Here is a 25,352-nt window from a genome sequence, read left to right on the forward strand (position 1 = left end):
CGTCAGGCGGCCTCGAGCAGGTGCCGCCGTTCGGCGCGCGACAGGCCCGTCTGTTCCGGGCCGGTGAGGTCGAAATCGAGCGTCAGGCTGGTGAGGGCCGGCGCAGGCTGCCACGGCCGCCGCTCGTCGAGCGACATGCGGCCGCGCCGCGGCGCATCGGGCGCCGCGGTGACACGGCGGACAACGGGACCACCGATGCCATCGCCGTCGATTGCCTCACGCTCGTCTCGAACGACGGCGAAGCCGCTGGCGATCAGTTGGTCGAGATCCCAGAGATACCCACCGCCGCTATGTTCTTCGAGCTGCAGCACGAAAAGATCATTGCGACTGCCATCGATCCGCGAGCCGGCATCGCGCTCGGTCAGCAGCCAGACGTCGCCGCGATAGTTGTCGGGCCGATAGTCCTTGAGGAGATCGACCTTCAGGCTGCGCGGCTGCGTCCGGAGCAGGTCGGTCATCACCGATGGCGAAATCAGATTGTAGCGAACCAGGGTGCGGCACGTCGCCTCATAGCTGGCGCCGATCCGCAGCGAGAGCTGATAGACGACATTGGGGCGCCGGAAATGATCGATCTGCCATCCTTGTCGCGCGCTGTGCGCGAGCACCAGCCATTTCGGCATCATGAAGGCGATCGCAAAGGCGTCGGCTTCGGTTTCCTCGAAGTTGTTTCCCGGTTCGGGCGACATCGGCATCCGGCGCAGGATGCTCTCATCGTCGAGGCTCGGCTCGTGTCGCATCGAAAAATGCCCGAGTTCGTGCGCGGCCGTGAAGCGCTGGATGCTCATCGGTCGTTCCGTCGTGACGAGAACGCCAGGAGCAGGTGCGCTGAGATAGGCGCCGAGCAGGCCTTTCAGAGGACGAAGCAGCAAGGGTAGACCCACGGCATGGATCGCGCCGAAGACATCGACGCTGCCGCCTTGGGTCTCGATCAGTGCGCGCGTATCGAGTTCGCGATGCAGGCGGCCCGCTGCCATCGTACCAGCGCGAACCGCGCTCGCATAATCCGACGCCATCGATCAGCTCCGTTCGCCGCCAGACCGCGAGCGGAGATATTCGGCAAACCGGCTCAGCTCGGCCCGGTCCTCAGTCGACAAGGCCGCAACGCGTCGCGCCAGATGGGCGACATCGGCGGGAAGGCTCGCGGAGGCCTCGTCTTCGCCGGTAAAATAGGCCACCGACTGGCGGTAAAGACGGGCAAGCCGCGTCAGTTCGATCGCTTCAACGCGGCGCTGGCCATTCTCGATATCGGTAAGCGCGGTCCGGGGAATCTTGAGATAGGCAGCAACTTCTTCCTGCTTGAGGCCGAGATATTTCCGTGCTTCGCGCAGACGGTCGCCCAAGCGCCGCCGCTCCTGCTCGTCGCCTTCCTGGCGGAGTGCGAGATTGGTCATGGCTTCGACCCTTTCTTCTTAACCCAGACGCGTTCGATCTTAGGGAGGAGGTCGTCAATCGCCTTCTCGATCGAATTGTAGCCGCCGGTGCGGACGATGCTGTCGCGAAGCTCGATGTCGAGGACCTGCTCCACCGCGCAAAGCGTGTCGACCACGGACAAGGAGTCGAGTGGCACGGGCGCCTGGATGATCTTCGGGTTTTCCGGAGGCAGGGCAATTCCGCGCACCTGTGCCTCAGCCCTGGCCACTTGCAGCAGTTCGTCGACCAACGCCCTAATGGCGTCGGCTTTGGGAAACGCGGTTGCCGCGGGCTGCGGAGGAGCGATTGTCGCCATGCATGCCTCGCACGATTTCACTACATTAAATGCGATATAATGTCTGATAATCCGACACGCAAGCCCGAATTTGCAGCTCGGATTTTTGCAGGGTGTAGCGGGTCATCGGCGGTGCGGTGTGGTGGTCAGTGCCACCTCGAGGGACAACGACAGGGCAGAATCATCAACTCGGGTCATAGCTCGATCAAAAGAACAGAGCTGGAATATTGAGTCAGTCGCCGACGAGTGATCTCCTTCGGTCACCCACCAGCCCCCAGCGGCTCCGTTCATTTCGGGCGGCCCATAGCCGAGTCTTGAAGCCGCGCCCCGACCGCATCCGGCGGTATGGGCGGGAGCTTCAACGTGACCCCGACCAAATTGCTCATCGGCCAGATCCTTGTCGTGTTCGCAATCGTGATCGCGGGCCTCTGGGCGGCGACCCAATGGGCGGCGGCGATGCTCGCCTACCAGCCCGAACTTGGTCCGGCCTGGTTCATGGCTGGAAGCACGCCGGTCTATCGTCCCTGGGCGCTCTTCCCCTGGTGGTATCACTACGATGCCTATGCGCCGCATGTTTTCGACAAGGCCGGCGCGCTCGCCGGCGCGAGCGGTTTCATCGGCTGCGGCGCGGCGATCGCAGGCTCGCTCTGGCGCGCGCGGCAGTCGCGTCACGTCACCACCTATGGTTCGGCGCGCTGGGCCAGGCCGAACGAGATCGAGCGGGCCGGCCTTTACGGTGATGCCGGCGTATTCCTGGGCCGCTCGCGCGGCCGCTATCTCCGGCATGACGGCCCCGAACATATCATGGCGTTCGCGCCAACCCGTTCGGGCAAGGGCGTCGGGCTGGTCATACCGACACTGCTTGGCTGGACCGGCAGCGCCGTGGTTCACGACATCAAGGGCGAGAACTGGCAGCTCACCGCCGGCTGGCGCGCGCGCTTCTCCCACGTCCTGCTGTTCAATCCGACCGATCCCGCTTCCGCCAAATACAACCCGCTGCTGGAGGTCCGGCGCGGCGAGCATGAGGTCCGCGACGTCCAGAACATCGCCGACATCCTGGTCGATCCCGAAGGCGCGCTCGAACGGCGCAACCACTGGGAGAAAACCTCCCATTCGCTCCTGGTCGGCGCGATCCTCCACGTCCTTTATGCGGAGGAAGAAAAGACGCTCGCACGGGTAGCCACATTCCTGTCGGACCCGCAGCGGCCGTTCACCGCCACGCTCCGGCGGATGATGACCACCAATCACCTCGGCACGAAGGATGCGCCGCAGATCCATCCCGTCGTCGCCTCGGCGGCGCGCGAGGTGCTCAACAAGAGCGAGAACGAGCGCAGCGGCGTCCTCTCCACCGCAATGTCGTTTCTCGGGCTCTATCGCGACCCGACCGTCGCCGCGGTGACATCGCGCTGCGACTGGCGGATCGCCGATCTCGTCGAGGCCGGCCATCCGGTCTCGCTCTACCTTGTCATCCCGCCATCGGACATCAGCCGCACCAAGCCGCTGGTGCGGTTGGTGCTCAACCAGATCGGCCGCCGCCTCACCGAAAAGCTCGATGCCGATCCCGCCAGGGCGGGCAAGCACAAGCTCCTGATGATGCTCGACGAGTTCCCGGCATTGGGGCGGCTCGACTTCTTCGAGACCAGTCTTGCCTTTCTCGCGGGCTATGGAGTGCGCGCCTTCCTGATCGCGCAGTCCTTGAACCAGATCGAGAAGGCTTATGGCGAGCACAACTCGATCCTCGACAACTGCCATGTCCGCGTCGCGTTTGCGACCAACGACGAGCGCACGGCGCGGCGGATTTCGGACGCGCTCGGCATCGCCACCGAACAGCGCGCGATGCGCAACTATGCCGGCCACCGGCTCGCGCCCTGGCTGGCGCACGTCATGGTCAGCCGGCAGGAGACCGCCCGGCCACTCCTGACCACCGGCGAGGTGATGCAGCTCCCGCCCAAGGATGAGCTTGTCCTTGTCTCCGGCATGGCCCCGATCCGCGCGAGGAAGCTGCGCTATTACGAGGACCGCAATTTCCGCGAGCGGATCGCACCGCCGCCGCAGCCCGCGCCCGGAGACTATCCCGACCGGCCGCAGGCACGCCCCAACGACTGGAGCGGACTGGTCCGCGCGCCCGATACCCGGCTCGGCAAGCCCGATGACGATGCGAAGGCGGATGAGGACGGCGGCTTGCAACAGCAGCGCCACCCCGGCCTCGGCGAAGAACCCGCCAAAAAACCCGAGCCGCCAAAGCAGCTCGACCTGCTCGGCCTGGACAGCGACGACACCGACACGATCGCCGACAAGCACGCGATGGACCGCGCCGGCGCCACCGGCACGCTGATCCGCGCTCACGCGATCAATCAGGGTCGCAGCGCCGACATGCTGCCGGACTTCTGACAATGGCCGCGATCAAACCCAACCGCGTCCGCTACCAGCTCTTCCTGCCCGAAGATCTGAGCCACCGCTTCGAGGCGCTGGCGAGCCAGCCCGGCGCGTCCAAATCGGCGATCCTCACCGACGCGCTCACCGCCTGGCTCAACCGGCAGGCGGCGAGCGAGCTGGAGAACAAGTTCAGCCAGCGGCTCGATCGCATGTCGCTCGCGCTGGGGCGTGTCGAGCGTGACGGGCATGTGCTGCTCGAGAGCCTGGCGCTGTTCATCCGCTATGAACTGATGGTGCAGGCCCCTTTGGCCGAAGCCGACGAAGCGGCGCGTGCGATCGGCCGAGACCGCTTCGAGGCGTTCATTGCCCGCGTCGGCGAAGCGCTCGCCAGCGGCCAGCGCACGCTTGCTGCCTCCGCGAAAGACAATGGAGGTGGGCGATGAGCGACACGCTTTTCGGCTCCGATAATTCCGCAGGGCGTCGGCGCGCGATGCTGCGCACCGCGATGGGGCCGACCATCGCCGCAGCGCTGGCCGATCCGGTGGTCATCGAGATCATGGTGAACCCGGACGGCGTGTTGCGCCTTGATCGACTCGGCGAAGGCCGGATCGATACCGGCACCAAATATGAGCCCGCGCAGGTCGAGCGGATCATCCGCCTGGTTGCCAGCCACGCACGGACAGAGGTTCATGGCAATGCGCCGATCGTGTCAGCCGAGCTGCCACCGCACGGCGAAGGCGCGGGCGAGCGGTTCGAGGGTATCCTGCCGCCGGTCAGCCTCGCGCCGTGCTTCTCGATCCGCAAGCCCGCGGCGCGCATCTACACTTTGCTCGACTATGTGCGGGACGGCATCATGCCCGCCGACACGGCGCGACTGCTGTCGATGGCCGTGGTCGAGCGCAAGAACATCCTGGTCGCGGGTGGCACCAGTTCGGGCAAGACGACGCTTGCCAACGCGCTGCTCGCCGAGATGGCGCACCTCGACGAACGCGTCATCATCATTGAAGACACGCGTGAGTTGCAATGCGCCGCGCCCGACGTGGTGGGGCTGCGCACGCGTACGATTGGCACTGCCGGAGCCGGCGGCGTCACGATGGCTGATCTTGTCCGCTCGACATTGCGGCTCCGCCCCGATCGCATCGTCGTTGGCGAGGTGCGCGGGCGCGAAGCGCTCGACATGCTCAAAGCCTGGAACACCGGGCATCCGGGCGGCATCGCAACCGTCCACGCCAATTCGGCAGTGTCGGCGCTCTACCGGCTCGAGCAGCTCGTGCAGGAAAGCGTCGTCACCGTTCCGCGCCGGCTGATCGCCGACGCCATCGACATGATCGTGTTCATCGCCGGGCGCGGCCTCGCGCGCCGCGTCGACACGATCGCGCGCGTCGCCGGCCTCGATCCCGACGGCGGCTACGCCGTCCTCGACCTTACTCCCGACCACGCCCTCGAACCCCAAGGAGAATGACCATGCGCTTGTCCCGTATTCCTGCCCGTATTCCCGATCGTCGGAGCATCTTCCTCACCGGCGCCGCCATCGGCCTCGGGCTTGCGCTCGCCGCCACCGCGCAGGCCGCCGGCTCGGGCATGCCGTGGGAGGAACCGCTTCAGCAGGTCCTCGAATCGGTCCAGGGTCCTGTCGCCAAGATCGTCGCGGTGATCATCATCATCGTCACCGGTTTGACGCTCGCGTTCGGCGAGACGGCAGGCGGGTTCCGGCGCCTCATCCAGATCATCTTCGGCCTGTCGATCGCGTTTGCGGCGTCGAGCTTCTTCCTCAGCTTCTTCAGCTTCGGCGGCGGGGCGCTCATCTCGTGAACGCGCCAAATTCCTATGGCGCCAGCCATATCGAGGGGTTCGAGGCGCCGATGCACCGCGCGCTTGCCGAGCCGATCCTGCTTGGCGGGGCGCCGCGAGCGATCGCGATCGTCAATGGTACGATCGCGGCCGCGCTCGGACTCGGTCTCCAGCAGTGGATCGCCGGGCTGGCCATGTGGGCGTTCGGGCACACTCTCGCGGTGTTCGCCGCCAAGCGCGATCCCGACTTCGCCCCGGTCCTTGTCCGCCACCTTCGCCAGAAGGGGCATCTGTCATGCTGAATCTGCGCGAATACCGTCAGAAGGCCGACCGGCTCGCCGATCATCTTCCATGGGCGGCGCTTGTCGCGCCCGGCGTGGTGCTCAACAAGGACGGCAGCTTTTTGCGCGTCCTCAGGTTCCGCGGCCCCGATCTAGAATCCGCCACCGAAGCCGAGCTTGTCGCCGCCTGCGCGCGGGCGAACAATGTCCTGAAGCGCTTCGGCTCGGGCTGGGCACTCCATTTCGAGGCCGAGCGGCGCGAAGCGCTGGGTTATCCCGACAGCAGCTTTCCCGATGCGGCGTCGTGGCTGGTCGATGAGGAACGGCGCGCGGCGTTCGAAAGCGCGGGCGCGCATTTCGAGAGCCGCTATTATCTGACGCTCACCCTCCTGCCTCCGCCCGATCAGGCGGACACGGCGGGCCGAGCGCTGATCGAGCGCAGCGACGACGCGAAGGGCCGCGACTGGCGACAAGCGCTTGCCGGCTTCATCGCCGAGACGGATCGTGCGCTTGACCTGTTCAGAGGCTTCATGCCCGAGGTGCGCGCGCTCGGCGACAGCGAAATGCTGACCTTTCTCCACGGTGCGATCTCCGCGCGCCGCCATGTCGTCGCCGTGCCCGAAACGCCCATCTATCTGGACGGGCTGCTCGCCGACACGCCGCTGACCGGCGGGCTCGAACCGATGCTCGGCGACGAGCATCTGCGGACGCTCACCATCCTCGGATTTCCGAACGCGAGCCGTCCCGGCATCCTCGACGGACTCAACCATGAGGATTTTGGCTATCGCTGGGTGACGCGCTTCATTGCGCTCGACAAGACCGACGCAACCAAAGCGCTCACTCGCCTGCGGCGGCAGTGGTTCAACAAGCGCAAGTCGATCACCGCGCTGCTGCGCGAAGTCATCTACAACCAGCCGGTCCAGCTTCTCGACAGCGATGCCGACAACAAGGTGGTCGATGCCGACCTCGCCTTGCAGGCGCTCGGCGGCGATCATGTCGCGTTCGGCTATCTGACGACGACGATCACCGTTGCCGATATCGACCGCGCCCGCGTCGAGGAAAAGGTCCGCGCGGTCGAGCGCATCGTCAACGGGCTCGGCTTCACCTGCATCCGCGAGGGCATGAATGTGGTCGAGGCGTGGCTGTCGAGCCTGCCGGGCCATGTCTATGCGAACGTCCGGCAACCGATCGTCCACACCCTGAATCTCGCGCATCTCATGCCGCTGTCCTCGGTATGGGCAGGACCGGCGCGTAATCCGCACCTCGACGGTCCGCCGCTGCTTTATGCGGAAACCAGCGGCTCGACGCCGTTCCGTCTCAGCACGCATGTCGGCGACGTCGGTCATATGCTGATCGTCGGACCCACCGGGGCCGGAAAGTCGGTGCTGCTCGCAATGCTCGCGCTTCAGTTCCGGCGATATCCAGACTCCCAGGTCTATGTCTTCGACAAGGGATTTTCGGCGCGCGCGGCCGTGCTGGCGATGGGCGGCGCGCATCACGCGCTCGGGCTTGGCGGTGAGAGCGGTCATGCCGATGACGTGGGCGGGCGAACGATCGCCTTCCAGCCGCTGCGCCACATCGATCGCTCCAACGCACGCGCCTGGGCGACCGAATGGATCGGCGCGCTGCTCGCCCATGAGAAAGTACTGGTCACACCCGAGATCAAGGAGGCCGTCTGGTCGGCGCTCACCAATCTCGCGACCGCCCCGATCGAGGAACGCACGCTCACCGGCCTGTCGCTGCTGCTGCAATCGGCACCGCTGCGATCGGCGCTCGCGCCCTATACGCTCGAAGGATCGTTCGGCCGCCTGCTCGACGCCGCCGAAGACGATCTAGCGATCGCCGACGTGCAGTGCTTCGAGACTGAAGCGCTGATGGGGCAGGCGGGCGTCGTTGCGCCCGTGCTGACCTACCTGTTCCATCGTCTCGAGGAGCGCTTCACCGGGCGGCCGACGCTTCTCGTACTGGATGAAGCCTGGGTGTTCCTCGACCACCCGCTGTTCGCCGCGCGCATCCGTGAGTGGCTGAAGGTGCTGCGCAAGAAGAACGTCAGCGTCGTGTTCGCGACACAGAGCCTAGCCGATATCGCCGACAGCACGATCGCGCCGGCCATCATCGAAAGCTGTCCGCAGCGCATCTTGCTGCCCAATGATCGGGCGATCGAGCCGCAGGGCCAGACGGTCTACGTCCGCTTCGGTCTCAACGCGCGCCAGATCGAACTGGTCAGCCGCGCGACGCCCAAGCGGCAATATTATCTGCAATCAGCGCGCGGCAACCGGCTGTTCGAGCTTGGGCTAGGCCCGATCGCGCTGGCGTTGTGCGGCGCGTCCGATCCCGACAGCCAGAAGCGCATAGACGCGGTGCTGGCCGAAAAGGGCCAGGCCGACTTCGCCGCGACCTTTGTCTCCCAAGCCGGCCTCGATTGGGCGGCCGACCTGCTTGGGCGTCACCCTGCCGCCCGCCCCCCAGAAGACAAGGAGTAATTTCCCGTGCCCCGTATCCCTATCCGCAAATATGCGTGCCTCTCCGCTCTCGCGCTCGGCGCCGTCGGCTCGCTCGGTATCGGCATCGCGTTGACCTCGACGCCCGTCGCGGCCCAGCTCAGTGTGTTCGATCCATCGAACTATTCGCAAAACCTGCTCACCGCCGCGCGCACGCTTGCCCAGATCAACAACCAGATCCAGAGTCTCCAGAACGAAGCGCAGATGCTGATCAACCAGGGCAAGAACCTGTCCCGGATCGATTTCCCGCAACTTCAGGAGCTTCGCCAGCGCCTCCAGCAGATCGACCAGCTCATGGGCCAGGCGCAGGGCGTCGACTTCCGCATCGATCAGCTCGACGAGCGCTTCCGCCAGCTCTACCCGCAGGAGTTCGATCAGGTGTTCCGCCGCGATCAGCGTGTGGCTCGCGCACGCGATCAACTCGATACCGCGATGTCCGCGTTTCGCCAGACGATGGGGGTCCAGAACCGCATCGTCGACAACGTACGGAGCGACACGCAGGCGCTCGCCGACATCGTCGCGCGCAGCCAGGGCGCGGAAGGCTCGCTTCAGGCGCAGCAGGCCACGAACCAGCTTCTCGCGCTCACCGCCAAGCAGCAGCTCCAGCTTCAGCAAATGATGGCGGCGCAGTTCCGGGCGGAATCGGTCGAGCAGGCGCAGCGGGGCCAGATCGCGCGCGAGGCACGCGAGTCGACGCGCCGCTTCCTCGGCGACGGCAAGGCTTACACGCCACGCCAATGAGCTGAGGCAGGCGAGGACCGCGCCCCCAGCTCCCCCCGGGTCCGAACCTGTCTCGTCGCGGGGGCCGTAGGGCTTGCCCCTCTCATGGCCGCCGGTCCCCGCGACACCTTTCAACTTCAAGCAGGAACCCGCCCATATGGATGACCTGAATGTCATCGATCAGTTCATGGAGGCCTTCGCCTCCTACATCGACAGCGGGTTCGGCCTGTTGGGCGGTGACGTCGGTTTCCTGACCACGATCCTGATCGGCATCGACATCACGCTCGCCGGGCTGTTCTGGGCGCTCGGCGGCGAAGACGACGTCATCGCCAAGTTCCTCAAAAAGATCCTCTATGTCGGCGTCTTCGCCCTGATCCTCAACAGCTTCTCGACACTGTCCGATATCATCTTTCGCAGCTTCGCCGGCCTCGGCCTCACCGCAGGGGGCAGCGCGATTACGGCTGACGATTTATTGCGACCCGGCAAGCTGGCCGGGACCGGCTTCGAGGCAGCATGGCCGCTCCTCGAGCAGGCGAAGGAGTTGGTTGGCCCGATCGCCTTCTTCGACAATTTCATCGAGATCGCCGTGCTGGTGATCGCCTGGGTCGTCGTCATCGCCGCCTTTTTCATCCTCGCGATCCAGCTTTTCATCACAATCCTCGAATTCAAGCTTACTTCGCTCGCCGGCTTCGTGCTCGTGCCCTTTGCGCTGTGGAACCGCACGTCGTTCCTCGCCGAACGGGTGCTCGGGAACGTCGTCAGTTCGGGCATCAAGGTCATGGTGCTCGCGGTCATCGTCGGCATCGGCTCTAACTATTTCGCCGACTTCACCAGTGCGATCACCGGCGACGAGGTGTCGATCGAACAGGCCGTGTCGCTGATGCTCGCGAGCCTCGCGATCTTTGGCCTCTCCATCTTCGGCCCGGGAATCGCATCCGGCCTCGTCGCCGGCGCGCCGCAGCTCGGCGCCGGATCGGTGATCGCCACTACCGTGCTTGCCGGCGGAGGTCTTGCGATGGCAGGCGCTGGCGCCGTCGGCGCGGCACGCGGTCTCGCGGGGGCCGGTCTCGGCGCGATCCGCGCCGGTACATCGATGGGGTCTGCCGCATCCACTGCCTACAAGCTCGGGCAGGAAACCTCGGGCTCGACCAGCGTCGGCGCGGGCCTCGGCGGCGTTGCGACCGCCATGCGCGGCGCGGCTGCCAACCGGATGAGCGGCGGTCTCGGCGTTAGCGCTGCCGCCGATCGTGGGCAGCGCGCCGCATGGGAAGCAGGAAGCACCCGTGCCGGCGGCGCCGCCCCCGCAGCCGCGCCGATAGGCGCAGCTGAAGGAACACCCGCCTGGGCGCAGAAGCTTCATGCCAGCCAGAATGCTCGCCACCGCCGCCAGATGGCGATCCACGCAATCCAGGGCGGCGACCGCGGCGGCGCTGGCGCCACTCCAGACATCAAGGAAAGGGACTGAGCGATGAAATTTCGACGCGCATTGCAGCGCTATGGGCGAACGCCCGAACCCGAGACACCCTACCAACGAGCGGGCCAGCTTTGGGATGAGCGTATCGGCTCGGCTCGCGCACAGGCGAAGAACTGGCGGCTGATGGCCTTCGGCGGCCTGTTCCTGACCACTGGTCTGTCGGGCGCGCTGGTCTGGCAATCGATGCAAAGCCGCGTCGTGCCCTATGTGGTCGAGGTCGATGCACTCGGGCAAGCACAGGCCGTCGCGCCTGCCGCCAAGGACTATCGGCCGACCGATCCGCAGATCGCATGGTTCCTCGGCCGGTTCATCACCGGCGTTCGAGCGCGCTCGCTCGATCCGGTATTGATGCGTGAAAACTGGCTATCAGCCTATGATTTCGCGACCGAACGTGCGTCACTGTTCCTCGGCGAATATGCCCGCACCTCCAATCCGTTCGCCGATGTCGGGCGCAAGACGGTTTCGGTGCAGGTGACGAGCGTCGTCCGCGCGTCGGATACGAGCTTCCAGGTCAAATGGACCGAGCAGCAATATGAGCGGGGAAGCCTCGCCAGCACGTCACGCTGGACGGCGATGCTCACGGTGAAGATCAAGCCGCCGCGCTTGGCCGATGTGCTCCGAAAAAACCCGCTCGGTCTCTATGTTGACGCGATCGACTGGAGCCGCGAACTGGAAACGCCTCAGGACCGGCCGCCTTCGCCGCAACCATCGGCCGTGCCCGATCCCGCACAATCACTCCCGGTCGCGCCGCCCACCGACATTCCGCTGGGCTCGCCGCTCGATCCGACCCTTGCTCAACCCGCAGCCGCACCATCCCCCGAAAGGACCGACCAATGATCCGTGCCCTCATCCTGGCGGCGAGCGCGATGGCGCTTGCCATGGGCGTCGCTGCGCAGAGCCGCGAACCCGCGTCACCCACCGCGCGCGTCACTGCCGCCAACCGGGCGGCACTGCGCGAGCCGTCGAGCGCGGGATATATATATGCCGTCCAGGTCTATCCCTGGGCGGAAGGCGTGCTCTACCGGCTCTATGCCGCGCCCGAGCGCATCACCGACATTGCCTTGCAGCCGGGCGAAACGATTGTGTCCGTCGCCGCCGGCGACACCGTGCGCTGGACTGTCGGCGATACCACCAGCGGCATCGGCGAAAGCAAGCGCGTGCACATCCTCGTCAAGCCGTTTTCGGCGGGCCTACGCACAAACCTTGTCATTGCTACCGATCGCCGGACCTACCATCTCCAGCTCGAAAGCACGCCCGCGACCGCGATGGCGGCGATCTCCTGGACCTATCCACATGACGAGCTGATCGCGCTCCGGCGTCAGCGCGATGCAGCCGTGGCGGCGACGCCGATCGCGTCGGGCCTCTCGGTCGAAAGCCTCAACTTCAACTATGCGATCTCGGGCGACAAGCCGGCCTGGCGGCCGCTGCGCGCGTTCGACGATGGGCGGCAGACCTACATCGAGTTCTCGCCTGCGATCGCCGTGGGTGAGGCGCCCCCGCTGTTCGTGATTGGCGAGGATGGCGAGGCCCAGCTCGTCAACTATCGCGTCGCCGGCCGCTATTATGTGGTCGACCGCCTGTTCGGTGTCGCCGAGCTGCGCCTTGGCGGCAAGAAACAGCAGATTGTCCGTATCACCGCCGCCCAGCCGAAGAGCCGGCAGCGCAAGGCCGGGAGGGGCGCGTGACCGATCCAACCGCTTCTTCCGCGCCGATCGCGGCGCCCAAAGCCGACCCCGAAACGCTCGTTCTGCGCGCGGCGCCGGGCCGCGTCACCCGTTTTCGCCGCGGTGCGATCGTCGCCATCGCTGCCGCCGGCTCGACCGCGATCATCGGCGTCGCCTGGCTGGCGCTCAAGCCCGCGACCCTGAGCCTGATCGCACGAAGCGATGAAAAGCTGGTTGGCGCGAAGGCGCCGCCTGATGCGCTCGCGGGCGCGCCGACGAGCTATGGCGACGTGCCGAAGCTCGGGCTACCGCTTCCCGGTGATCTCGGGCGGCCGATCCTCGAGCGCCAGCGGCAGCTTGGCGGGATGGTTCCCCCTGACCCCGCTGCCGATGCGGTGAGCCGGGCCGCGCAGGAAGCCGAAGCCGAGCGCCAGCGCATCGCCGCTGAGCAGAAGGCCGCACGCGAGTCTGGCGTCATGCTGCAATTGGCGGGCGGCGGTCGCGCCGCCGCCCCTGCACCGGTGACTACCGATGCAAGTGTTCCGCCAGCATCGGCCGAGACTGCCAAGCCGCTCCTCGACCCTGACCGAGATCCTAACGCCCAGGGGCGCAAGAACGAATTGGTCGGCCACGCCAATCGCGACGACGACATCAATCCGCACGCGCTGGCGCAGTCCGTATCGCCTTGGACCTTGCAGGCCGGCAGCATCATTGCCGCGAGCCTCATAACCGGGCTCAACTCGGATCTTCCCGGGCTCGTCACCGCGCAGATCACGGAGAACGTCTATGACAGTGTGACCGGGCGCGGTCTGCTCATTCCGCAAGGATCGCGGCTGATCGGCAGCTACGACAGCGTTGTAGCGTTTGGGCAGAGCCGTGCGCTGGTCGTCTGGCAGCGGATTATCCTGCCCGACGGCTCGTCGATTCGTATCGACAATGTGCCGGCGACCGATACGCAGGGCTATGCGGGTCTGTCCGACCGGATCGACCGGCATACTTGGCAACTTCTGAAGGGCGTCGCCCTGTCGACACTGCTGGGCGTCGGCACTGAATTGAGCTTCGGCAGCACCGAAAGCGACCTTGTCCGGGCGATCCGCGAGTCAGCGCAGCAGAGCGGCGCGCGCGCCGGCGATCAGCTCGTCACGCGCAATCTCAATATCCAGCCGACCTTGCGCGTGCGTCCCGGCTGGCCGCTACGGGTGGTCGTGCACAAAGACATCATATTGCCCGGACCCTGGGGAGGCCGTCATGGCTGATTTGAAGCTGCCAAGGCTGCCCGATCGGACGCCGGCTAAGATCACGATCAACGTCATGCCGGATCTCATCGAAGCGCTGAACGACTACGCCGAGGCCTATGAGGCGGCCTACGGCCGACGCGAGTCCGTACCGGACCTCATTCCATTCATGCTTAGCGGCTTCCTGGCGAGCGACCGCTCGTTCAGCCGGGCACGTAAGAAATAGTCCGATGTCGGCCCGGCAGCCTGCAACGAATGGCGACGACGCGCCCCCGATTGGGCCGATAAGCGTTCGCATTCCCGACGCAGTACGGATGACGGGGCTCAGCAAATCCAAGATCTACCAGCTCATCGCTTCCGGCGACATCGAGGCAGCCAAGGTCGGCCGTGCAACCGTGGTGTTTGTCGATAGTCTGCGGTCCTTTCTGCGATCACACTGTAAACAGCCGCGTTCTCGGGCGTAGCAGGGATCGCGCATGTCGGCCTGTCGATATTTCGGCACGGCCTGTCGCGAAGGGGTAAAATTGGGGGTGGATTGAGCGGAATTATCGGCACGACGATCAAGAACGTTGTTATAAATCAGTATCTTATGTTTTTCGTGTGAATCCCTCCTCCGCTACCAGGCATTTCTCGTAAGATCAGATAAATAGTTGCGGAGCTAGTCAGGTCCGAACATGCGGTTCGGGACCTGTCATTTTAGTCATTTTAGCGACTGTGGCCTGCACTTGTGGTCGCGCGCGAGACCTTGGCGCGTCCCGGCGACTTAGGAACCGCTCCTTCGGGGGCTTGGCGTCGAGGGGGGCAGGCGCAACGGAGATTACCACGCGCCTGAAAATCGGGCGCGCCAGCGCCTATCGGGCACTTAAGGGCGGCGATCCCGGCTGATGGCCGCAGCCGCCTTGTAGACCGGCACTTTGGACCAAACGCCATCGCTGACGATGTGGATCACGCTTCCCCGTCCCTGACGCAGACTGGCTGCGCCGCGCGTGCCCTTACCATACCGTAAGCTACCAAGCTCGTGACTTGATTTCCCATCGAGCTTCACGAGCGTGATGCGGTTGGCATCGTCGCTGTAGCCGCCGCCCAGCATCACGATATCGTCCTTCACGGCAATGGCCTTTGCTCCGGCGACGCTGTTCGACCAGAACACCGGCTTACCTCCGCTGATCCGAACGATAGGAAAGCCCGAGTAATAACAGGCCCAGATTTTATCACCGACGAGCGTCATAGCGTAAATGTCGTCCATCCCGCCCTCATCGCGATGCTGCTCGTTGAATGACCAGAAAACACGGCCAGTGGCGTCAAACTGAACAAGACCACCCGATGACACAGGCCAGCTTCCATCCTTGTTCTCTCCGCCGAATACGCCTTCGTCGAAATAGCCAACCCAGATCGTCGCGTCAGAGGCGCCTAGCAAGGTTTCGATCCCGTCGCCGAGGATCATCTCCGACTCTTTCCGCCCATCCGCAGAATAGATCACGCCGTTTTTCTCTCCCCTGTCGGCGCGAGAGCCTGCAACCAGCCATCGACCGTCAGGCATCCGATCAACGATAGGATGCGCTCCCGATGGCATCACCGCCACATTGGACTCCGTGCTTCCGTCGAAGATCGACAGACGCATGTCGTCGTCCCAGACCTTGGGGTATTTCGGCGACCGCCAGCCACCCTTTGCGGCCTCCCACCACCGCATGTGCTCGCTATGAACATCCTTCCGAGTGCGAATGAGTGCCAGTCGCCCGTCCGCCAACGCGGTGTACCCGTAGTCGAACCAACCTTCCGGCGTCGCGGGAAGGGGGATCGCCTCCGCTATGGTTTGAAGCTCGATCATGGGATAACGCTCGCAGTTGGATGCCGAGAGCGCAGGCGTTCACCCGATGACGCGCAACCGGAACGGCAATCGCCGCGTCAGGGAGCTTGATGAACTCGCACCTCCGCTAAAAAACTTTATAAGTCATTGAAAAATTATGATAAAATATCTTGTGGTGGGATTCTAACGGTATCGAGTTTCACTTGCAGATTGACGGTGGCCAACCTCTCAGGGAACCCTCTTACATCACCGCGAGGGACACGACCCGCTGCGTCTATCGCTGACCCCCAAGCACACGCGGCAGTACTGTAGCTCCTACACGGCATGGGCGCACAAAGTGATCAATGCGGCTTCGCCGAGTGCCGGGCTCAGTAAATACCTTGCGCGGCCTCCTGTAGGAGCATCTTTTCCAAGGTTAGCCCCTATACCGCCTGCCGTGATCTAGGGTTCTCGCGCCCCAAGTCCTTTAAAAGAACAACGATTTTGGACCGCTCAGAAGCGCGCAGGATCAATCCCGCGAGTCCAGGGAAAGCGCGGGGCGTTGCTCGGAATTCGCAAACGATAGTGAAGGATTTCTTAGCGCCCAGGTCACTTCCGCTGCTCGCGTAACGCAACTGTGAACCAGCCGTGCCGGCCGCCGCCCCTGCATTAACCGCAGCGGTCGGCAATCTCTCAGGTGTCGCCGAAAAACTCTCTTGCTGCCGCGTATGTGGGCAAGTGAGCAGTGGTTCCGCCGTCAGCCTGGATGATCTGGCCTGTCAGACAACGAGCATCGTCTGACGCAAGAAAGGTCACTATACGGGCAATATCCTCCGGCGTTCCGAGCAACGGCGTCAGGGTCGCATCCTCGTTGAGTTTGAGCAGCGGTTCCGGGATAAAACTCATGAGAAGCGGGGTCAGGACCATCGAGGCAGCCACAGCATTGCAGCGGATGTTCTTACGGCCAAATGCGGTCGCAACTGACTGGGTCAGCATGTTGATGCCTGCTTTCGATACTGACATCCTCGCCGCTGAGGGCGGTCCGCGGTAGACTTAGAAAGCAACCTTTCTTAAACCGTGTTTTGAGCCAAGGCTAAACGACGCTGCTTTAAAGATTCTTTATGGCGCGCTTCGCATCAAACACAGCATCCGCTGCCTGTCCGCTTACACGGTCAACGTCCTTGTCGAACTGCCTGACGATGCCTGGCGCCGTCAGTCCGTCCATGCCTTCCCTCACCAGTCTCTGGTATTCCTGACGGTTATCGGCTTTTGCGAACATCTGCGCCTGAAATTCGCGGATTGCAGCCTCAAGCTTGATGCGATCCTTCGGTCCAACATCGCGCCGGGCGGCTGCAAGAGTGCTTTCGAACGAGGCCTCGCTGCTGCCATCGATCACAGTAGGAGCTTTGTTCGCGCTGCAGGCAATCACGAGACTGCAGGCAATTACAATCGATGCTGAGCGCATTTCCGGCCTGCCTCATGTTGGAACTGTCAACCAACAAGCGCTGACGGCGCGCAAAGTTCCGTCCGGCAGCAAACAGTAGCACCTGCCTTCGCCGGCTTGTCCAGGATACCAAGGCAGGGCTAACTTGCCAGCGGGCCGAACAGAATTGGTAAGCGGCACTCAGTCCTGATCTTTACGGCCGGACACCCCATTTCCGACAATCCGTCGGTCGGTCTGCTCGCCTAGTTTTACTGGGAGCGAAGAATGCGCCGCTGCGTTCGGCAAAGATGACCAAACGACCACTCAAGGTGTTTCGTACAAGCACGGGCTTCGACGATGCCTATATCGCGACCACGAGCAGGCGCGCTGCACTCGAAGCATGGGGGACGGACAAGGATCTCTTTGCACGAGGAGCGGCAGAGCAGATCACCGATCCGGAACTTATGGCGCTAGCGTTGCAGCAGCCAGGCGAAGTCGTTCGCCTGCCACGCGCGTCCGCGGCCCAGCACCTGTCTGCCGCAGGACCGGTAGTCGATGGTCCCTCACGAAAGAAACGGACGCCTGCAGGCACCTCGTCGAAACCTCGAAAGCGTCCGCCAAGGCCGAGCCGAGCTGCGCTCGACGCCGCCCGCGCGGCTCTCGACAGGCAGGAACGGGAATTGACCGAAGCGTTGAACGAGATTGACCGGAAGATCGAAGCGCTTCGCGAGCGCAGGGTTAGCTTGCGCCAAACTGGCATCGTAGCGGCAGAGGGGCTGCGTGCGGCCGTGGCACGCGAGGAAGAGGTGTATCGTAACGCACTCGACGCCTGGGAAGCAGGAAGCGGTTAAAAGCCCGCGAAATCAATCGCATCGAGCGGCCACATCATCGTTTCGGGTCTGGCCGGGCTTCGCCTTGTTCTACCAGGTCCAGCAGTTCCGTTGGCCTCAGTTCAACGACGAGCTGATCGTACCTGCACTGCCGAGCTGCTTTGTCGGGTCGCCAACGGAGGAACCGAGTGCCATGCCGAAATCGACCTGCAGTCACCTGATCATAGAGAACCTCTGCGACCAGTTCGTGCTTCAGGGGTATGTAGTCTCCGCTCTTGTCGGGGTTCCACCGGCTGGGGCCTCCCGGAGCACGACCGGTAAAACCGGGCCCACCATCGTGCGGTGAGACCTTTCGAGCCAAGGCCGAACGCTGCGCGCCTGAGAAGGCAGAGGTGAAGCCGACGAGGTCCAGTTTGTCATTCGGGTCGTAAAGGCCGAGCAGAAGCGAGACTACACCGCCCTTGGCGTCTTTGCGATAACCGCCGACGACGCAGTCGGCCGTCCGCCGCTGCTTGATCTTGCGCATGGCACGCTCTCCAGCGAGGTAGGGCAGGTCCCGGCCCTTGGCGATCACGCCATCAAGCGCACCGCCACTGAGGCCAAGCCATTTCCTGGCCTGCTCGATTTGTGTTGTAACTGGCGAGAGGATCAGGTCGTCGTGACCAGCTTCCCGAGCCAGCCCTTCCAGCGCCGTTCGTCGTTCGCAGAGCGGCGCATTTCGCAAATCGGCCTCGCCGATGTGCAGGCAGTCGAACAGGATGAGTTGCGCCGGAGTTTCGCGCGACAGCCTGGCAATGCGCGAAGCTGCAGGGTGCAGCCTTGCCTGCAAAGCTTCGAACGAAAGGCGATTGCCGATCGGGATGACCAGTTCTCCGTCAAGCAGCAGGCGCGTTTGCCTGATGGTGCGAACGGCGTTGGCGATTTCCGGGAAGTAGCGCGCAAGCGGTTTGCCGGACTTGGACCAGATCTCCACGTCATCGCCCTTGCGGTCGACCAGCGCACGGAATCCGTCCCATTTGGGCTCGTAGTACCAGCCCGGCGGCTCGGGCAGGCTCTCGACCAGCAAGGCTTCCATCGGCTCGACCGGGGATACGGGCCGCAAGATCGGACGGCGAAGTGCTTTCGAGGGTTTCTGCTTCGCCATCACTTTGGAACATCCATCCCGCGTAGAAGACTTTGCGGCCTTGCCGAAGGTTCAGTCGTGCTCCGGGACGGCTGACGGCGCGACCGCCTTGAGCACTTCATCGGTGCCGCCTAGAATGAACGTGCCATCCTTCTCGGCGCTCAGTTCTCGTCCGTCTTCCAGGGAATAACGCCGCGCCTCCGTGGCCTTGCTATCACCGGCCGCCCCACGCGCTTCGTCACGCTCCTCGACGATCACGTATTCGGCTCCGCTCGTGCCCACGGCGTTGAATTTCGAACTCACAGTCCACATGGCAAGTCTCCGGCTGTCCTGGCTTTTCCTGACAACTGCAGGCATCGGACTATGATCCACGGATCGACCGGCGCGCGGTGCGGTCAGGCTTCAGTTCCACCCAGACCGGCGCATGATCGCTGGTTTTCTCCCAGCCCCGCACGAAACTGTCCACTTCGGCTGCTTTCAGCCGCTTCGCCAACGCCGGACTCAGCAGAAGGTGATCAATCCGCAGTCCGGCATCGCGACCCCAAGCGTTCCTGAAATAGTCCCAGAAGGTGTAGATCCGCTCGCCGGGATGCATTTTCCTTAGCGCGTCGGTCCAACCCTGATCCAGGAGCCTCGCATATGCTTCACGAACTTCGGGGACGAACAGCGCATCTTCGGTCCAACGCTCGGGCTTGTAGACATCCTGATCCGTCGGGATCACATTGAAGTCGCCCGCCAGGATCACCGGAAGCCCGCTATCAAGGAGCTCTTGCGCACGGCTTGCCAGTCGCTCGAACCAGCGCAGTTTGTAGTCGAACTTGGGCCCAGGGCGGGGGTTGCCGTTTGGGAGGTAGAGTGCGGCAACGATGACACCGTTTGCAGCAGCTTCCAGATAACGGCTCTGCGTGTCTTCCGGCTCGCCCGGCAGTCCGCGCAGGGTCTCGTGGATCATGCCGGCGCGGGATAGAATGGCGACACCGTTCCACGATTTCTGTCCATGCCAAAGTGCGCGGTATCCGGCATCGGAGAGGGCATCGGCAGGAAACCGTTCGTCGGGGGACTTCAACTCCTGCAGGCACACGATGTCCGGCCGTGCCTCGGCTAGCCAGCGCAGCAGTACGGGAAGGCGCCCGTTAACGCCGTTCACATTGTAGGTCGCAATCTTCATCAGGCGGCTGACCGGGCAGGGTGCGCTAGGGCCAGCAACTCGCCCGATGGTTCGTCCCTGCCTTGCCGGACCAGCGATACCGCCAATGTCCCGGCGGGAGGAACGTCAAGCGATCCAGCCCCCTCGAGACAGAGCCACCTTGCCCACTCCTTTGGCGCCAGCGTGACGATCTGGCGATCATGAAACGGCGCAACGTCGGGCCTCGGCGGCAGCGTCAGCATGGTAAAGCTGCAGGTTTGCCCGTGCTCCTCATCTTTCCATAGCCCGGCCACGCAGAACATCGGCTCATCGCGCATTGTGAACCGCCACTTCGACTTCGGCGCCTTGTCACCAGTGAATTCGAAGAACGCGCTTGCCGGGATCAGGCAGCGCCGACTGTCCGAGAAATCTCGCCCGTCGGCGCGGAAATTGAAGACAGGCGCAGCTTTCGTCCTGGCCGGCCTGAAACCCCACCGCATCGTGACCGCTTCGACCCCGTTTCCGGCGGCTCGCAGTACTGCACCGTCATCGCTGACCCGGACGTCGCGGGTTGGTGGAAGGAGTGCAGGGGGCCGCAGAGCCACATTCAGCCCGGCTACCGCCAGAGCCTCTTGCAGGTTCGACCAGTTCAGGTGGCGCTCGTAGTTGTTGCACATGACCCGGCAACGCCGGATCAATTCTTTGGGTCCGGCCACTCCTGAAAGTTCGTCGCCCGGCGCGGGCGTCTGATATGCGGCTCGCATTAGCCAGTTTGAGGGATGAGGTCGTCATGCAGCAACAGGAATGCTGAACCCGTGGTTGGCTGCATCGAGCGCGGCTCATACAGCGTTGCGAGAGGGAGCATAGAGAAAGCTGGTATTGAAGAACCATGAATTTCGACCTCGAACGCCTCGTCACGGCCCAAAACGATCAATACCACCGACCGCTCGGTGAAATCCGGCGCGGTCGCAAGCAGAGCCACCGGATGTGGTACATTTTCCCCCAGATCGCAGGACTTGGTCCCAGCGCCATGGCACAGCGCTATGCAATTGGATCGCTGAGTGAAGCACGCGCCTATCTCGCCCATGCTGTGCTAGGTCCGCGCATTCGCGAATGCGTTTCTGCACTTCAGGACCTGCAGACCCCAGACGCGGTTGGCGTTTTCTGCAGCGTTGACGCGATGCAGCTGCGCTCGTCCTTAACGCTCTTTGCTCTTGCCGCTCCGGAAGAGAGTCTCTTCTCGTCTGCGCTTGAACGCTGGTTCAAGGGTGCAAGAGACCAGAGGACGTTGGATCTGGTCGGTCAAGGATAACCGAGACCCTACCGTCGCAGCGGACGTGCCCTTCCGGCGCGGTTGCGCTTGCAAGCCGAGTGACAGACCAAAGCCTTCTCCGACTATGACCACTCTGCACCGCTTCGCTGTCCTGGATCCATTCTGTCTTAGTGAGTGGGCGTTGGCGCTCGTCTGCAGCGCATTCCGTTTGTTTCAAAGAGCGCGAGGTCGACCGCAGATCACGAGGAGCAGATCTGCCACCTTGGTCGTGAAACGAAGGTCTGTGAGGATCTGGCGCGACGCTTCGTTCCCGGTGCTTGTGTCATGTTTGTAGGTGAAACTTATGTTCCCCAGGCTCCGACGATCCCATCCAGCGGCTTACCGTGCCGTCTAACCGTTCTGAAGGATTTCGTTGCGGCAGATTTATCTCATGGGAGGGCCTCGGAACGGCGAGCCGCCGCGATGCTTGGCGTGTGACACTGGCTGCATTCCGCGGCGGGGAGCCAACCATGTTCATGCACAACAAGCGCCTGCAATATACCGTCCGCGTGGCCGAGCCCAATCCGGCGCTCGCGTCGCTTCTTCTCGAGCAGTTCGGCGGACCTGATGGCGAACTGGCGGCAGCGATGCGTTACTTCACGCAAGGGTTGGCCGAGGACGACCCCGGCCGGAAGGACATGCTGCTCGACATTGCAACCGAGGAATTGAGCCATCTCGAAGTGATCGGCTCGATCGTGGCCATGCTCAACAAGGGCGTCAAAGGCCAGCTCAGCGAAGCGGCTCTGGAAGAGGCCGACATGTACATGGCGATCAACGCTGGTGGCGACAGCCACACGCAGTCGCTGCTTTATGGCGGCGGGCCATCGCTGACCAACAGTTCGGGCGTGCCCTGGACAGCGGCCTACATAGACAGCCGCGGTGATCCGACCTGCGACTTGCGCTCGAACATCGCTGCCGAAAGCCGCGCAAAGATCATCTATGAGCGGTTGATCAACATTACCGACGATCCAGGCATCAAGGATGCGCTTGGCTTCCTGATGACGCGCGAGATTGCCCACCAGAAAAGCTTCGAGAAAGCGCTCTACTCCATCCGCGACAACTTCCCGCCGGGCAAGCTGCCGGGCTTGGCCGAATACGCCAGCCTCTATGTCAATACCTCGCAGGGCGAAGGCGATGCCAGTGGGCCGTGGAACAGCGGGCCGCAATGGGATCGACTGGACGATGTTGCCCCCTCTCTGCCGCTTGATGGTTCGCATGGGCAGGCAACCGTCGGCCTGAGCGAGACGGACAAGCAGATCGCCGCGCAGATGCAGCAGCGCCTGCAGTCCGATCCGAACGCCGACCCTGCAACCGGTACCGAACTTGGCGCGGGCCCCGGTGCAGGGCGCGTGCAGGATGCTGATCTTGGTGGAGCTTCAGACATGGCCGAAGCCCGGTCCATGGCCGCCGAACTTCCCGTTGCCGCTCCGAGGATCGGAAACTGACGTGACCGGACAGCAAGAAGCCATCCGCCACACGTTCGTCGTCGGGCTGCGCAATGCCCACGCTCTGGAGGAAGAAGCCTTGAGCTTGCTCGATCGACAGATCGAGCGGCTGGCCCATTATGCCGATGTGGAAGTGCGGCTGCGGAGCCATCGTGGCGAGACCGAGCGTCAGATCGAGAGGCTGGAGACGATCCTCGATGGACTCGGGGAAAGTGCGAGCGCCTTCAAGGACGTAACAATGAAGCTGGGCGGCAATGTCGCGGCGATGATGCATGCGCTGGCGCCCGATGAAATTCTCAAGAACTGCTTTGCCAATGCCGCTTTCGAGGCTTTCGAGGTTGCGAGCTACAAGGCGCTTATCGTCATGGCCGAGCAGGGCGGTTTTACCACAGCCCTGCCACTGCTTGAGGAAACCCTTCGTGAGGAGCAGGCCATGGTCACCTTCCTTGATGAGACGTTGCCTCTGGTTGTGCAGCGATATCTGGCGCTGCGAAGTTCGGGTAAGACGGCCAGTCATTAGGCCTCGTACGTGATGCCTGAGCCCGCCATTGTTTCCGGAATGATGGCCAGCCTTGGCACAGGCCTGGCCACGGCTGTCGGGGCATTGCCGGTTCTGGGAATGCGACGCCTGTCGGATCGTGGCCAGTTGGCGCTCCTCGCCTTTGCGGGGGGCGTCATGCTGGCGGCGTCCGTGTTCTCGCTGATCCTGCCCGGTATCGCGGCGGCGCAGGAGCAGGGCTTTTCGCCGACGTCTGCCCTGCTTCTCGTCCTGTCGGCCACGCTTGGTGGAGCACTTTTCATGGCGCTGCTCGGGGCGGTTCTGCCGGTACCCGAAGCGGTCTTCAATTGCGAAGATGCGCGCAGTAGCGATCGAGCAACCGCCGGTCTGGCGGGGCCAAAGTCCGTCTGGCTGCTCGTCCTGGCCATCACGCTTCACAATATCCCGGAAGGCGCGGCCGTCGGCATGGCATATTCAGAAGGAGACACTGTTCGCGGCCTGTCGACCGCAGTTGCTATCGGCACGCAGAACCTTCCCGAGGGACTTGCGGTGGCTTGCGCGCTTGTCGCGGCTGGCATGTCGCGCGGGCATGCCTTTGTAGGGGGCGCTCTCTCCGGTGCGGTGGAACCAATCGCCGGGACGGCTGCGGCTGTTTTGGTCACGGTTGCGCAGGACCTGCTGCCTTGGGGCCTTGCGCTTGCTGCCGGCGCCATGCTCCTGATTGTCTGCGGGCAGATCATGCCAGACATTGCGCGGAACGCTGCGTCGGCGAGACTGCACATCGATTGGTTCCGCCGACCGGTTTCAGCCTTTGCCTGCGGTCTTGTGGTAATGTGCTTCCTCGACATTGCCCTGGGCTGAGCAGCTACATCTCCACCGCTATGAACACCGCGCCGGTCCGCGCCTTGTCGTTGGCGCAGTGGAAGGCTTCGTTGATGCGGTCGAGCGGGTAGCGGTGGGTAATTAGGCGCGAAGCGTCGAGCTTGCCCTTGCCGAGCAGTTCGAGCACCTGCCCCTGTTCCTTGTCGAGGTGCCACCAGGCAAAGCTGGCGCTGGGGATAAGCTGGATCTCGCTCATCTGGATGCGCTGCCATTCGAGCGGCATTTCCTGCACACCCGGATCGAAGCCGCCGATGATGACGACCTTGCCTCCGCGTCGCGCCAGTTCCGTGGCCAGAGGAAGGGTCTGCGGCATGGATTCACCTCCGGCACATTCGAACACGATGTCCGCGCCCCGGCCATGGGTCATGGCCTTCATCGCTGCCACCGGATCGTCGCGCGTGGAATTGACGATGACGTCGGCTCCCAGTTCGCGGGCAAGCTCCAGCGAGTGGTAGACCGTGTCGATGATCAGCACGTCGGCGCCGGATGCCTTGGCCAGCATGAGCTGGCCGAGACCGATCGGTCCCGCGCCGACGATCGCCACGCGATCATTGATCGTCAGCCCGGAAAGATGCTGTGCATGCAGGCAGACGGTGAAGGTATCGATGAGTGAGGCCTGTTCGTAACTCACGTGGTCCGGCAGGCGATAGACATGGCTCGCCGGGGCAACGAGAAACTGGCCATAGGCGCGCGAGACGTATTTGCTGCGGGTGGCGTAGAGGTCCGGGCAGATATTGTACTGGCGGGCGCGGCACCATTCGCAGTGGCCACAGCCAAGCACCGTCTCGACGACGACGCGGTCTCCGGCGGCAACGTTGGCCACTTCCCCGCCGATCTCGACCACGTCGCCCGCAAGTTCATGACCCATGATGTGGCCGGCCAGATCATGCTCGTGCTTCTGCCAGTGGCGCAGGTCCGTGCCGCAGATTCCGGCCACGCGGACGCGGACCATGACCCAGTCCGGCCCCGGCAGCGCGGGAAGCTCCGCCTCCTCTATGGTAAAAATGCCTTCGTCGGTCTTGAGCGCAGCCTTCATCATTTCTTGGTCTCTTTCCAGGCGAAGAGGAGCGAAGCGTCAGCGGGAAGGCGCGCTTCGAGGCGACCGTCTTGCAGTTCGAAGGGCAGGGCTCGGCCGTCGGATGTGGTCAGGCGCGGTTCGATGCCGTCAGTCGTGCTGCC

The 25,352-nt window shown here is 63.7% G+C and carries 28 protein-coding genes and 1 pseudogene; 18 read left to right on the top strand and 11 right to left on the bottom strand.

The annotated features are described in order from the left end of the window. Positions 1 to 2 precede the first annotated feature (2 nt). Genes NJ75_RS12445 through NJ75_RS12455 form a run of 3 tightly spaced genes read right to left on the bottom strand, consistent with a single transcriptional unit; the run spans position 3 to position 1,726 of the window. Positions 3 to 1,013 (bottom strand): ImmA/IrrE family metallo-endopeptidase, encoded by a 1,011-nt coding sequence (locus NJ75_RS12445; protein ID WP_017499941.1) that lies wholly within the window; start codon positions 1,011 to 1,013, stop codon positions 3 to 5. Between the two features lie 3 nt (positions 1,014 to 1,016). Then, positions 1,017 to 1,391, bottom strand: coding sequence for a helix-turn-helix domain-containing protein (locus tag NJ75_RS12450; RefSeq protein ID WP_017499940.1), 375 nt, complete (start codon positions 1,389 to 1,391; stop codon positions 1,017 to 1,019). Continuing rightward, positions 1,388 to 1,726, bottom strand: a complete 339-nt coding sequence (locus tag NJ75_RS12455) for a hypothetical protein (protein WP_017499939.1) — start codon at positions 1,724 to 1,726, stop codon at positions 1,388 to 1,390. Before NJ75_RS12455 ends, NJ75_RS12450 begins: the two co-directional genes overlap by 4 nt. Positions 1,727 to 2,068: 342 nt before the next feature. Between NJ75_RS12455 and NJ75_RS12460 the strand changes: the two genes are divergently transcribed. The 13 genes from NJ75_RS12460 (at position 2,069) to NJ75_RS25310 (ending at position 14,211) form a co-directional block, all read left to right on the top strand. Next, complete coding sequence (locus NJ75_RS12460; RefSeq protein ID WP_038292469.1) at positions 2,069 to 4,096, top strand: conjugal transfer protein TraG; 2,028 nt, start codon at positions 2,069 to 2,071, stop codon at positions 4,094 to 4,096. 2 nt (positions 4,097 to 4,098) lie between these two features. Then, complete coding sequence (locus NJ75_RS12465; protein WP_017499937.1) at positions 4,099 to 4,524, top strand: hypothetical protein; 426 nt, start codon at positions 4,099 to 4,101, stop codon at positions 4,522 to 4,524. Beyond that, a complete protein-coding gene (gene trbB, locus NJ75_RS12470) occupies positions 4,521 to 5,543 on the top strand; it encodes a P-type conjugative transfer ATPase TrbB (protein ID WP_017499936.1) in 1,023 nt (340 codons plus the stop codon). The genes NJ75_RS12465 and trbB overlap by 4 nt, the downstream gene beginning before the upstream one ends. After that, positions 5,540 to 5,893, top strand: a complete 354-nt coding sequence (locus tag NJ75_RS12475) for a TrbC/VirB2 family type IV secretion system protein (protein ID WP_017499935.1) — start codon at positions 5,540 to 5,542, stop codon at positions 5,891 to 5,893. Before trbB ends, NJ75_RS12475 begins: the two co-directional genes overlap by 4 nt. A gap of 50 nt (positions 5,894 to 5,943) precedes the next feature. Then, the gene (locus tag NJ75_RS12480) at positions 5,944 to 6,174 is read left to right on the top strand and encodes a VirB3 family type IV secretion system protein (RefSeq protein ID WP_051035683.1); all 231 of its coding nucleotides are present in this window, start codon (positions 5,944 to 5,946) and stop codon (positions 6,172 to 6,174) included. Next, complete coding sequence (gene trbE, locus NJ75_RS12485; protein ID WP_039334930.1) at positions 6,168 to 8,636, top strand: conjugal transfer protein TrbE; 2,469 nt, start codon at positions 6,168 to 6,170, stop codon at positions 8,634 to 8,636. Before NJ75_RS12480 ends, trbE begins: the two co-directional genes overlap by 7 nt. 6 nt (positions 8,637 to 8,642) lie before the next feature. Beyond that, positions 8,643 to 9,395, top strand: a complete 753-nt coding sequence (gene trbJ, locus NJ75_RS12490; protein ID WP_017499932.1) for a P-type conjugative transfer protein TrbJ — start codon at positions 8,643 to 8,645, stop codon at positions 9,393 to 9,395. 136 nt (positions 9,396 to 9,531) lie between these two features. Further along, on the top strand, positions 9,532 to 10,839 hold the full coding sequence (gene trbL, locus NJ75_RS12495) for a P-type conjugative transfer protein TrbL (protein ID WP_017499931.1): 1,308 nt from the start codon (positions 9,532 to 9,534) through the stop codon (positions 10,837 to 10,839). A gap of 3 nt (positions 10,840 to 10,842) precedes the next feature. Continuing rightward, entirely contained in the window at positions 10,843 to 11,685 is an 843-nt protein-coding gene (gene trbF, locus NJ75_RS12500; protein WP_026108910.1) for a conjugal transfer protein TrbF, read from the top strand. Beyond that, entirely contained in the window at positions 11,682 to 12,533 is an 852-nt protein-coding gene (gene trbG / locus NJ75_RS12505) for a P-type conjugative transfer protein TrbG (RefSeq protein WP_006635655.1), read from the top strand. The genes trbF and trbG overlap by 4 nt, the downstream gene beginning before the upstream one ends. Further along, positions 12,530 to 13,768: a TraB/TrbI/VirB10 family type IV secretion system protein gene (locus NJ75_RS12510; protein ID WP_017499929.1), complete on the top strand. Its 1,239-nt coding sequence runs from the start codon at positions 12,530 to 12,532 to the stop codon at positions 13,766 to 13,768. The genes trbG and NJ75_RS12510 overlap by 4 nt, the downstream gene beginning before the upstream one ends. Beyond that, on the top strand, positions 13,761 to 13,973 hold the full coding sequence (locus NJ75_RS12515) for a DUF2274 domain-containing protein (protein ID WP_017499928.1): 213 nt from the start codon (positions 13,761 to 13,763) through the stop codon (positions 13,971 to 13,973). Before NJ75_RS12510 ends, NJ75_RS12515 begins: the two co-directional genes overlap by 8 nt. Before the next feature lie 4 nt (positions 13,974 to 13,977). Continuing rightward, a complete protein-coding gene (locus tag NJ75_RS25310) occupies positions 13,978 to 14,211 on the top strand; it encodes a helix-turn-helix domain-containing protein (protein ID WP_051035681.1) in 234 nt (77 codons plus the stop codon). A gap of 398 nt (positions 14,212 to 14,609) precedes the next feature. On the opposite strand, the gene NJ75_RS23360 is transcribed toward NJ75_RS25310, so the two are convergent. The 3 genes and pseudogenes from NJ75_RS23360 to NJ75_RS12540 form a co-directional block, all read right to left on the bottom strand. Continuing rightward, entirely contained in the window at positions 14,610 to 15,575 is a 966-nt protein-coding gene (locus NJ75_RS23360) for a hypothetical protein (RefSeq protein ID WP_052242423.1), read from the bottom strand. Positions 15,576 to 16,226: 651 nt separating this feature from the next. Next, a pseudogene (locus NJ75_RS12535) lies at positions 16,227 to 16,559 on the bottom strand (SDR family oxidoreductase); the annotation flags it as partial. An 82-nt stretch (positions 16,560 to 16,641) separates the two neighbouring features. Then, entirely contained in the window at positions 16,642 to 16,929 is a 288-nt protein-coding gene (locus NJ75_RS12540) for a hypothetical protein (protein WP_156135783.1), read from the bottom strand. A gap of 356 nt (positions 16,930 to 17,285) precedes the next feature. Here NJ75_RS12540 and NJ75_RS12545 point away from each other — a divergent pair, with 356 nt between their 5' ends. Further along, the gene (locus NJ75_RS12545) at positions 17,286 to 17,807 is read left to right on the top strand and encodes a hypothetical protein (RefSeq protein WP_156135784.1); all 522 of its coding nucleotides are present in this window, start codon (positions 17,286 to 17,288) and stop codon (positions 17,805 to 17,807) included. A gap of 34 nt (positions 17,808 to 17,841) precedes the next feature. Here NJ75_RS12545 and NJ75_RS12550 read toward each other — a convergent pair whose 3' ends face one another. From NJ75_RS12550 to NJ75_RS12565, 4 genes are read right to left on the bottom strand one after another with little or no spacing between them, the layout of a single operon-like run. Continuing rightward, the gene (locus NJ75_RS12550) at positions 17,842 to 18,930 is read right to left on the bottom strand and encodes an ATP-dependent DNA ligase (RefSeq protein ID WP_052242427.1); all 1,089 of its coding nucleotides are present in this window, start codon (positions 18,928 to 18,930) and stop codon (positions 17,842 to 17,844) included. A 51-nt stretch (positions 18,931 to 18,981) separates the two neighbouring features. Beyond that, on the bottom strand, positions 18,982 to 19,221 hold the full coding sequence (locus tag NJ75_RS12555) for a hypothetical protein (protein WP_039334943.1): 240 nt from the start codon (positions 19,219 to 19,221) through the stop codon (positions 18,982 to 18,984). A gap of 49 nt (positions 19,222 to 19,270) precedes the next feature. Next, positions 19,271 to 20,077, bottom strand: coding sequence for an exodeoxyribonuclease III (xth, locus tag NJ75_RS12560; RefSeq protein ID WP_039334945.1), 807 nt, complete (start codon positions 20,075 to 20,077; stop codon positions 19,271 to 19,273). Beyond that, positions 20,077 to 20,712 carry an SOS response-associated peptidase gene (locus tag NJ75_RS12565; RefSeq protein ID WP_052242429.1) on the bottom strand — a complete coding sequence of 212 codons (636 nt, stop codon included), beginning with the start codon at positions 20,710 to 20,712 and terminating at the stop codon, positions 20,077 to 20,079. Before NJ75_RS12565 ends, xth begins: the two co-directional genes overlap by 1 nt. 212 nt (positions 20,713 to 20,924) lie before the next feature. Between NJ75_RS12565 and NJ75_RS12570 the strand changes: the two genes are divergently transcribed. From NJ75_RS12570 to NJ75_RS12585, 4 genes are all read left to right on the top strand, one after another. Then, positions 20,925 to 21,347: a DUF1810 domain-containing protein gene (locus NJ75_RS12570; RefSeq protein WP_039334947.1), complete on the top strand. Its 423-nt coding sequence runs from the start codon at positions 20,925 to 20,927 to the stop codon at positions 21,345 to 21,347. A 470-nt stretch (positions 21,348 to 21,817) separates the two neighbouring features. Further along, positions 21,818 to 22,792 carry a manganese catalase family protein gene (locus NJ75_RS12575; protein ID WP_039334949.1) on the top strand — a complete coding sequence of 325 codons (975 nt, stop codon included), beginning with the start codon at positions 21,818 to 21,820 and terminating at the stop codon, positions 22,790 to 22,792. Position 22,793: 1 nt separating this feature from the next. Next, positions 22,794 to 23,312, top strand: coding sequence for a ferritin-like domain-containing protein (locus NJ75_RS12580; RefSeq protein WP_039334950.1), 519 nt, complete (start codon positions 22,794 to 22,796; stop codon positions 23,310 to 23,312). 12 nt (positions 23,313 to 23,324) lie between these two features. Then, positions 23,325 to 24,152 carry a ZIP family metal transporter gene (locus NJ75_RS12585; RefSeq protein ID WP_082013368.1) on the top strand — a complete coding sequence of 276 codons (828 nt, stop codon included), beginning with the start codon at positions 23,325 to 23,327 and terminating at the stop codon, positions 24,150 to 24,152. 4 nt (positions 24,153 to 24,156) lie between these two features. Here NJ75_RS12585 and NJ75_RS12590 read toward each other — a convergent pair whose 3' ends face one another. Continuing rightward, positions 24,157 to 25,212: a zinc-dependent alcohol dehydrogenase gene (locus NJ75_RS12590; protein ID WP_236727140.1), complete on the bottom strand. Its 1,056-nt coding sequence runs from the start codon at positions 25,210 to 25,212 to the stop codon at positions 24,157 to 24,159. Positions 25,213 to 25,352: the final 140 nt, after the last annotated feature.

Source organism: Novosphingobium subterraneum (assembly GCF_000807925.1).
GTDB classification, from domain to species: Bacteria; Pseudomonadota; Alphaproteobacteria; order Sphingomonadales; family Sphingomonadaceae; genus Novosphingobium; species Novosphingobium subterraneum.

Coding starts and splice junctions, on each gene's coding strand:
- NJ75_RS12575 (WP_039334949.1), top strand. CDS start 21,818: ATGTTCATGCACAACAAGCGCCTGCAATATACCGTCCGCGTGGCCGAG.
- NJ75_RS12480 (WP_051035683.1), top strand. CDS start 5,944: ATGCACCGCGCGCTTGCCGAGCCGATCCTGCTTGGCGGGGCGCCGCGA.
- NJ75_RS12550 (WP_052242427.1), bottom strand. CDS start 18,930: ATGGCGAAGCAGAAACCCTCGAAAGCACTTCGCCGTCCGATCTTGCGG.
- xth (WP_039334945.1), bottom strand. CDS start 20,077: ATGAAGATTGCGACCTACAATGTGAACGGCGTTAACGGGCGCCTTCCC.
- NJ75_RS12475 (WP_017499935.1), top strand. CDS start 5,540: ATGACCATGCGCTTGTCCCGTATTCCTGCCCGTATTCCCGATCGTCGG.
- NJ75_RS12585 (WP_082013368.1), top strand. CDS start 23,325: ATGCCTGAGCCCGCCATTGTTTCCGGAATGATGGCCAGCCTTGGCACA.
- NJ75_RS12445 (WP_017499941.1), bottom strand. CDS start 1,013: ATGGCGTCGGATTATGCGAGCGCGGTTCGCGCTGGTACGATGGCAGCG.
- trbF (WP_026108910.1), top strand. CDS start 10,843: ATGAAATTTCGACGCGCATTGCAGCGCTATGGGCGAACGCCCGAACCC.
- trbE (WP_039334930.1), top strand. CDS start 6,168: ATGCTGAATCTGCGCGAATACCGTCAGAAGGCCGACCGGCTCGCCGAT.
- NJ75_RS12555 (WP_039334943.1), bottom strand. CDS start 19,221: ATGTGGACTGTGAGTTCGAAATTCAACGCCGTGGGCACGAGCGGAGCC.
- NJ75_RS12465 (WP_017499937.1), top strand. CDS start 4,099: ATGGCCGCGATCAAACCCAACCGCGTCCGCTACCAGCTCTTCCTGCCC.
- trbL (WP_017499931.1), top strand. CDS start 9,532: ATGGATGACCTGAATGTCATCGATCAGTTCATGGAGGCCTTCGCCTCC.
- NJ75_RS12515 (WP_017499928.1), top strand. CDS start 13,761: ATGGCTGATTTGAAGCTGCCAAGGCTGCCCGATCGGACGCCGGCTAAG.
- trbB (WP_017499936.1), top strand. CDS start 4,521: ATGAGCGACACGCTTTTCGGCTCCGATAATTCCGCAGGGCGTCGGCGC.
- NJ75_RS12450 (WP_017499940.1), bottom strand. CDS start 1,391: ATGACCAATCTCGCACTCCGCCAGGAAGGCGACGAGCAGGAGCGGCGG.
- NJ75_RS12590 (WP_236727140.1), bottom strand. CDS start 25,212: ATGATGAAGGCTGCGCTCAAGACCGACGAAGGCATTTTTACCATAGAG.
- NJ75_RS12565 (WP_052242429.1), bottom strand. CDS start 20,712: ATGTGCAACAACTACGAGCGCCACCTGAACTGGTCGAACCTGCAAGAG.
- NJ75_RS25310 (WP_051035681.1), top strand. CDS start 13,978: ATGTCGGCCCGGCAGCCTGCAACGAATGGCGACGACGCGCCCCCGATT.
- NJ75_RS12570 (WP_039334947.1), top strand. CDS start 20,925: ATGAATTTCGACCTCGAACGCCTCGTCACGGCCCAAAACGATCAATAC.
- trbG (WP_006635655.1), top strand. CDS start 11,682: ATGATCCGTGCCCTCATCCTGGCGGCGAGCGCGATGGCGCTTGCCATG.
- NJ75_RS12455 (WP_017499939.1), bottom strand. CDS start 1,726: ATGGCGACAATCGCTCCTCCGCAGCCCGCGGCAACCGCGTTTCCCAAA.
- NJ75_RS23360 (WP_052242423.1), bottom strand. CDS start 15,575: ATGATCGAGCTTCAAACCATAGCGGAGGCGATCCCCCTTCCCGCGACG.